Origin of the sequence: Candidatus Pelagibacter sp. (genome assembly GCF_052049935.1) — a bacterium.
In the GTDB taxonomy this organism is placed as follows: Bacteria; Pseudomonadota; Alphaproteobacteria; order Pelagibacterales; family Pelagibacteraceae; genus Pelagibacter.
Map to the genome: position 1 here is coordinate 93,434 of NZ_JBNGZA010000009.1, position 6,642 is coordinate 100,075.

The window sequence follows — 6,642 nt, forward strand, 5'->3', positions numbered from 1 at the left end:
AATTTAACTTATTTCTTCAACTAAAATTAAATTCATTATTTTTGCAATAAAATCACTTTTTAATTTAAAATGCTTTTTTATAAGGGGAGATACTTTAAAAGGCGTAAAATCTGACAGGTAATATTGTTTTTTTTTATTCATCTTTACTAATTTTTCATTTTCAAGATATTTCATTTTTCTAATTACAGTTGCTCTTGGTATTTTTGTCATTTCAGAAATTGACATAATGTTTAATCCAGCACCAGAGTCTTTCAACAAAGTTTCCAAATACTCATCAAATACAATAGATTCAATTTCTTCCATCTTAGATTTATTTTTTTGATTATAAACTTGATTTAAACCTAATGTGCCCCAAATATATAATATATGTATATCCTCAAAAAATTTTTTCCAACTTATCATTAATGGCAATTGAAATTCATAAAACCACAACCAAGTTTTTGAAAACTCATTTTGTATTTTTGTTTTGACTTCTTCTTCAGATATAACTTTGTGAATTATCTTTTGTTTAAATAATAATTCAGACAATTTTGAAATATATTTTGAAGTAATTCGAATTTGATTTATTGGTTTTATTAGATTGTAATTAGATCTATTCAAAATAACTTTCTTTCCTTCTTTTCTAATTACTTTTGTTTTTTCAAGTTCTAAAACTTTTCTTCGCATTGTTTCTTTTGGAAGTTCAAACTCTTTTGCTAATTCAGAAATATTAAATTCACCTATTTGAATTTCATTACGAGCATAATATTCTTCATAATTATACTTAACACCATTTTGATCATAAAATCTTAAAGTGTTTCTCACTAAAGAGATTGCTACAAAGTATTTAACTAAATCATTAAATACCGAGTAATTTTGGTGAAGCCAATTCCACTGATGATAAATCCAGTCTGATGAAAAATAACTATAATTGTCTAACAAACAATTACAGACATCTTTACTTTGAACTCTCTTTGATATGTTGATGTCTTTTTTCATTAAGATTGATGAGTATGACCCAAAATGAACAGCCGTCAATCTAAATACGACCCATTTTGAACTTTAGCTTTATAGATAAAATTTTCGATAAATGTTCTCATTGGTAATGGCAAAAACATTTTTGAAAAAGAAAGTTGAGCAAGGTGTATCTGAAGAAGATTTAAATAATGAAGAGATAACACCAGATAGAGTAGATATAAACGTTCTTAAGTCTAGAATTAGAGCAGAAGAGAACAGGCACTTTAGAAGAAATCTTTACATATTTATCAGCTGCATGATTGTGATCGTTATTGCTGGTGTGTATGTGACGTATTTGTAGATTCAAAAAAATAGTTGTTTGAGTATTAAGTTCGTGATTAAATTTCATTATGAGAAATACAGAATTACAAACTGAAATGTCTTCTCAAGATAATCTATTAGAAAAAGATTTTAATACTACAAAAAAAGTTGATGTTAATGTTTTACTTAACAGAGTAAGAGCTGAAAAAAACAGTGAAGTTAAAAAAAACTTAATTATAACAGCTGGCGCGTTAGGAACACTTGCAGTAACTGGTATAATTGCAATTTTATAAGATTATTATAGACAATTAACATTTAATTTTAATTACAAACTAACTGTAATTATTTAACATTTCTTAAAATTTTCAATTCAGACTTGAATAAAAAAACCATCAACCATTTGGAGCGTTAGAATTATACGCCGAATTACTATAAACTGTAAAAGTGTTCAGATTCATTAAAATTATATTAATATTTTTTTTCTTACAAACTTTTGTACAGGCTGATCAAAAGAATTTAGATCAATTATTTCAAAAACTTAAAAGTGAAAATAACCAAAGTATTGCTCGAAGTATTGAAGATCAAATTTGGGAGTTGTGGACTACTCACAATTCAGACAATAGTTTAACTCAAATGATGAGTTATGGAACAATATTAATGAATAATAGAAATTATGATGAGGCAAATAGAATTTTTACGAAGATAATAAATGCAGATCCGCAATGGGCTGAAGGTTGGAATAAAAGAGCAACAGTATATTATTATCAAAAAAAATATAAACTTTCTCAAGCTGATATAAATAAAGTTATTGAATTAGAGAATAGACACTTTGGAGCTTTATCAGGACAGGGAATGGTTCAAATTAAATTAGATAATTTAGAAAAAGCACTAGATAGTTATAAAAAAGTTTTAGAAATTTATCCTTCTAACAAAGCAGCACAAACTTTAGTGGATGAAATTGAAAAGACTATTAAAGAAGAAACTATTTAATTTTTCCTAATTGTTTTTGTCTTAAGATAATAATTAGTCCACTGATCACAATCATTATAGCTCCCAAGTAAGTATAATATTCTGGCGTTTCATTAAAAAAGAAATAACCATACAGAATTCCCCAAAGTATAGCGGTATATCTAAAAGTTGAAGTAACAGAAACTAATGCAGCTTTAATTGTAGCAACTGAAAAAATGTAACCAAATGATAAAAAGAATGCAGATATAATTAAGATTATACTTTGCTCCAAATTAAATGAATAGATTTTATAAATTGATAAAAATCCAAAGAAAATTGTAACAACTAAACAAGTTATAAATGCTATTTGAAGACTATTATGTTCAGTTTTCATATTTTTTGTAACTAAATCTCTTATTGATAAAAATAATGCGGATAGAAGTGGGAATATAAAGTAGTAACCAAATTTTAATTCTCCAGGGTTAATTACAACAACTACACCTGCAAATCCCACTATTACTGCTGTCCATCTTTTCCATCTTACTTTTTCATTTAAAAATAATGCACCAAATGTTGTCATTATGATTGGTGCCAAACTTAATAAAATATAAACCATGGCAAATGGTAATTTTGCAACTCCTATAAAAAAACCAACAGCAGCTAAAGCTTCAAGAAATCCTCTTAATGTTAGTTTGCTAGATGAAAAGATTAATTTTGTATTAAATTGATTTTTAATACTTAAGAAAATTCCAATAAATATTAAACAACATATTCCTCTTAAAAAAATTATTTGATTTAAAACTGCAAGTTCATCAAAACTTTGATAGATATGTTTTACTAACGCATCATTGGTTGCGAATGAAAATTGAGCAATAATCATATATAAAATACCTAGCAATTCATTGTTCAATTTCATGATTTTAATTAAATAATACTGTAACTTACTAGAACACCGTAAAGATAATAAAGAAGAGATCCAGCTATCATTATTTTAACAATAGCAGACCAAAACCATCCATCTCTATTTGAAGCACTTCTCCAAAGACCTATCGTTACTATAATTGTATAGATAACAAGAATTAATATCTCTAATAAAATCGCTATTAGATATCCAAGTCCCATTCTTGAAAAGACTTCTTCAATAACTTTTGATTTTTCTTGAGAATAATCCAGTCCAGTTGTGTCTATAGAAGCTACACCAAAATAGATTGTAGCAATCATAATTGCACCAATTAATATTTGGTACAAAGTTCCATAGACCCAAAAGGTCATTGGTAAACTATATTCGCCTTTAGCTAGTTTTGATAAGAAGTTCATAAAATCAAACCTATAAATATTTTTATTTAAAAATCTACAAAATAAATTAATCATTAAGTTATGAAAGGTGTTCATTTAATTGGTCATGGTGGTTTTGAGAAGTTGGTATTTAAGTTGGATATACCAAAACCAGAACCTAAAGATGACGAGGTGTTAATTAAAGTTTCTGCAGCAGGAGTTAATAATACAGATATCAATACTAGAATAGGATGGTATTCTAAATCAGTTACAACAGACACTAATAATGGTGGTGAAAAGGGTTTTTCTTCATCTAATGACAAAGATGCTACTTGGTCTGGTAAAGCTTTAAAGTTTCCAAGAATTCAAGGTGCCGATATTTGTGGAAAAATAATTTCCGTTGGTAAAGATGTTGATCAATCAAGAGTAGGGGAAAGAGTAATAGTCAGATCAATGCAATCTGATCCAGAGAATTTATATAAAATTTCATCATACGTAATTGGTTCTGAAATTGATGGAGGATTTGCAGAATATGTTGCAGTAAGGTCTTCCGAAACCTTTAAAATAAATTCTGAATGGTCAGATGTGGAACTTGCATCTATTCCTTGTGCTTATTCTACAGCTGAAGGAATGCTGCATAGAGTTAATTTAAAAAAAGAAAAGGTATTAATAACGGGTGCATCTGGAGGCGTTGGTTCTGCAGCAATTCAATTAGCAAAAAGAAGAGGTGCTTTTGTAATAGCACAGTGTTCAAAATCTAAGTTTGAAGAGATTAAAAAAATTGGAGCGGATGAGGTAGTGGATAGGAGCGAGAATTTAATCAATAAGCTGGGTACAAACGAAATTGATGTAGTTGTAGACTTAGTTGTGGGAAGTAATTGGGAACAATTGTTGGATATTTTAATACCAGGTGGAAGATACGTTACAGCTGGAGCGATTGCAGGTCCAATTGTAAATTTAGATATAAGAACTCTATATCTCAAAGACTTAACTTTCTATGGTTGCACTTATCAACCTATAGAAGTTTTTAAAAATCTCATTAAATACATTGAAAATAATGAAATTAAACCTTTGATTGCTAAAACTTTTCCATTAGAAAAAATTATAGAAGCTCAAAAAGAATTTTTATCAAAAAAATTTGTAGGAAAGATAGTTTTAGAGTTATAATACTGAGATGGAACTTCTATTATTTTTAGGAATTGGTTTATTCATTGTGTATTATTTATTTAGACCTACTTCAAAAATTGAAGAAAAGAATTTTAAGTCTAAGAATAATTGGCGAGGTGGATTTTAATATTATTGGTATTTAGCTGCAGTAATAAATTCATTAAAACTTTCACACCAAATCACTACAGTATTAAATTTGCTTACATCAACATTTGAAGGAACATTTACTACAAAGTTTTCAAAACTTTTTACTTCAGCTACGTATTGTGCCATTTCTTTTATTGGCAAAAATTCATCTTCATGTTGAGTAAATTCACTGGTTAAATAAAGTTTATAATCAGGTCCAGGTGCTATTGAACCATTAACAGTAATCTTATTATCAGATATAGTTACTTTTGCTTCACCCCAATGAAAAGGATCACTTCCCCTCAAATCTCTGATAAACTCTGCTTGATAAAGTGATTTTTGTTCATATTCATTTATTTTACTTATTTCAATTGATTTTGGAGCTGTTAGGATTGGAAGAAAATATACACCTAAGCCAAAACCAACTGCTAGAACAAAAGTATGCGTGAATAGAAGTAAAATAATTTTTTTCATAATTGGCTCTTTTAATCATTTTTTTTAATAAATCACTTAAAATTGTTATATTATTAATTAAAAATATTTCTGATTTATGAAAAAAATTTTATTTATCCTAGTTTTTTTAACTTTATCGTCAAATTCTAATTCAGAATCTTTAGGAAAAAATAAAACTATTAATGATTACCTTGATAACGGATATCAAGTGCAATCAATATCTATATTAGATAAAGATAAATTATTATATAATCTCATCATGGAAAAATCAGAAGAAAAAATTTTTGAACCAAAGATAATCGGATGTATCTATAACTTAAATACACAAATTTCAGATTGTTTTAAGCCTTAGAAGATAATGCTTCAACTAAATACTAAAAAAAATATTCCGTTAAATGTTCCAGAGAATATTGATGAAGATGAAACTTTAAGATTTAAAGTTTCAGAAGTACATAAAGCTTTAGAATATTATAATGAACATGGTTATGTAATATTTTCTAAGTGTATTGATCAAAATGATTGTGATCATATTTTGAGCTTGTGGAATAAATTGATTAAAACATACAAAGGTAAAATTTATAGACAAACCACTGGAAAAGCTGAAAAAAACATATTTAATGACAGCAATTGGGTGATGAATCCAGTATTAAATTTACAAAGTTTAAATCCAAAAAAATTTGGAGACTTGAGACAGGCGTCTGAACATAAAATTTTTAATAATAAAAATTTATGTGGAATATTAAATAATTTTTTTTCTGATAAACCTAAAATAATACAATCAATGTTTTTTGAAGGAAATTCATTCACTCAAGAACATCAAGATACCTATTATTTAGACTCAGAAAATGTTGGAAATCTTACAGCTGCCTGGATAGCGCTGGAAGAAATTAAAGCAAATGCTGGTAGGTTTTTTGTATGTTCTAAAAGTCATAGAATTAATATTAAAGAACTGAAATATTATAATCAGATTTTATCCAATCATGATTTGTATGTTGATGAAATAATCTCAATTTGTAGAAAAAATGGCTTTGAGTTTAAAGCACCCTTTTTAGACAAAGGAGATGTTTTACTTTGGAATTCAAAAACCTTACATGGATCGTTAAATTCAAACTCAACAACAAATAGCAGGGCATCTATTACTCTACATTCAATACCATCTAAAGAAAGGCACCTTCAGTGGCATTCAAGATTTGTTGATATGAAATTGGATGATTTAGGAAATAGCTTGATTTATAGAAGAAAAGATCAAAATATATTTATCAATAAATTTGTTTTGTTTATTGAGAGTTATGTTCCTTGGTTTTTTTATTATCTAAAAAAAATTATCACTAAAATAGTTTTCAAACAAAATCATTATTAATATTGGTTTTGACAATCTTTATTTTGTATTTCTGTGGATATATTTTTGTATATAAA

The 6,642-nt window shown here is 27.2% G+C and carries 10 protein-coding genes; 6 read left to right on the forward strand and 4 right to left on the reverse strand.

Annotated features, from left to right (window positions below; translation table 11 throughout):
• Window positions 1–3: 3 nt before the first annotated feature.
• Window positions 4–978, reverse strand: a complete 975-nt coding sequence (locus tag ACTT90_RS05535) for a hypothetical protein (protein ID WP_440937792.1) — start codon at window positions 976–978, stop codon at window positions 4–6.
• Between the two features lie 91 nt (window positions 979–1,069).
• Between ACTT90_RS05535 and ACTT90_RS05540 the strand changes: the two genes are divergently transcribed.
• The 3 genes from ACTT90_RS05540 to ACTT90_RS05550 all read left to right on the forward strand — a co-directional run bounded on the left by ACTT90_RS05540 (window position 1,070) and on the right by ACTT90_RS05550 (window position 2,247).
• A complete protein-coding gene (locus ACTT90_RS05540; RefSeq protein ID WP_440937793.1) occupies window positions 1,070–1,297 on the forward strand; it encodes a hypothetical protein in 228 nt (75 codons plus the stop codon).
• Window positions 1,298–1,346: 49 nt separating this feature from the next.
• Entirely contained in the window at window positions 1,347–1,550 is a 204-nt protein-coding gene (locus ACTT90_RS05545) for a hypothetical protein (protein WP_440937794.1), read from the forward strand.
• Between the two features lie 151 nt (window positions 1,551–1,701).
• Window positions 1,702–2,247: a tetratricopeptide repeat protein gene (locus ACTT90_RS05550; protein ID WP_440937795.1), complete on the forward strand. Its 546-nt coding sequence runs from the start codon at window positions 1,702–1,704 to the stop codon at window positions 2,245–2,247.
• Here ACTT90_RS05550 and ACTT90_RS05555 read toward each other — a convergent pair.
• Both ACTT90_RS05555 and ACTT90_RS05560 read right to left on the reverse strand, forming a co-directional pair.
• Complete coding sequence (locus ACTT90_RS05555; protein WP_440937796.1) at window positions 2,240–3,121, reverse strand: DMT family transporter; 882 nt, start codon at window positions 3,119–3,121, stop codon at window positions 2,240–2,242. The genes ACTT90_RS05550 and ACTT90_RS05555 overlap by 8 nt on opposite strands.
• Before the next feature lie 8 nt (window positions 3,122–3,129).
• The gene (locus tag ACTT90_RS05560) at window positions 3,130–3,576 is read right to left on the reverse strand and encodes a hypothetical protein (protein ID WP_440937797.1); all 447 of its coding nucleotides are present in this window, start codon (window positions 3,574–3,576) and stop codon (window positions 3,130–3,132) included.
• Window positions 3,577–3,582: 6 nt separating this feature from the next.
• Here ACTT90_RS05560 and ACTT90_RS05565 point away from each other — a divergent pair, with 6 nt between their 5' ends.
• Window positions 3,583–4,647, forward strand: a complete 1,065-nt coding sequence (locus tag ACTT90_RS05565) for an alcohol dehydrogenase family protein (RefSeq protein WP_440937798.1) — start codon at window positions 3,583–3,585, stop codon at window positions 4,645–4,647.
• Window positions 4,648–4,776: 129 nt separating this feature from the next.
• Here the strand turns inward: ACTT90_RS05565 and ACTT90_RS05570 are convergent, their stop codons facing one another.
• The gene (locus ACTT90_RS05570; RefSeq protein ID WP_440937799.1) at window positions 4,777–5,247 is read right to left on the reverse strand and encodes a DM13 domain-containing protein; all 471 of its coding nucleotides are present in this window, start codon (window positions 5,245–5,247) and stop codon (window positions 4,777–4,779) included.
• A 76-nt stretch (window positions 5,248–5,323) separates the two neighbouring features.
• Here ACTT90_RS05570 and ACTT90_RS05575 point away from each other — a divergent pair, with 76 nt between their 5' ends.
• Both ACTT90_RS05575 and ACTT90_RS05580 read left to right on the forward strand, forming a co-directional pair.
• Window positions 5,324–5,578, forward strand: a complete 255-nt coding sequence (locus tag ACTT90_RS05575; protein ID WP_440937800.1) for a hypothetical protein — start codon at window positions 5,324–5,326, stop codon at window positions 5,576–5,578.
• A 6-nt stretch (window positions 5,579–5,584) separates the two neighbouring features.
• Window positions 5,585–6,586, forward strand: a complete 1,002-nt coding sequence (locus tag ACTT90_RS05580) for a phytanoyl-CoA dioxygenase family protein (RefSeq protein ID WP_440937801.1) — start codon at window positions 5,585–5,587, stop codon at window positions 6,584–6,586.
• Window positions 6,587–6,642 lie beyond the last annotated feature (56 nt).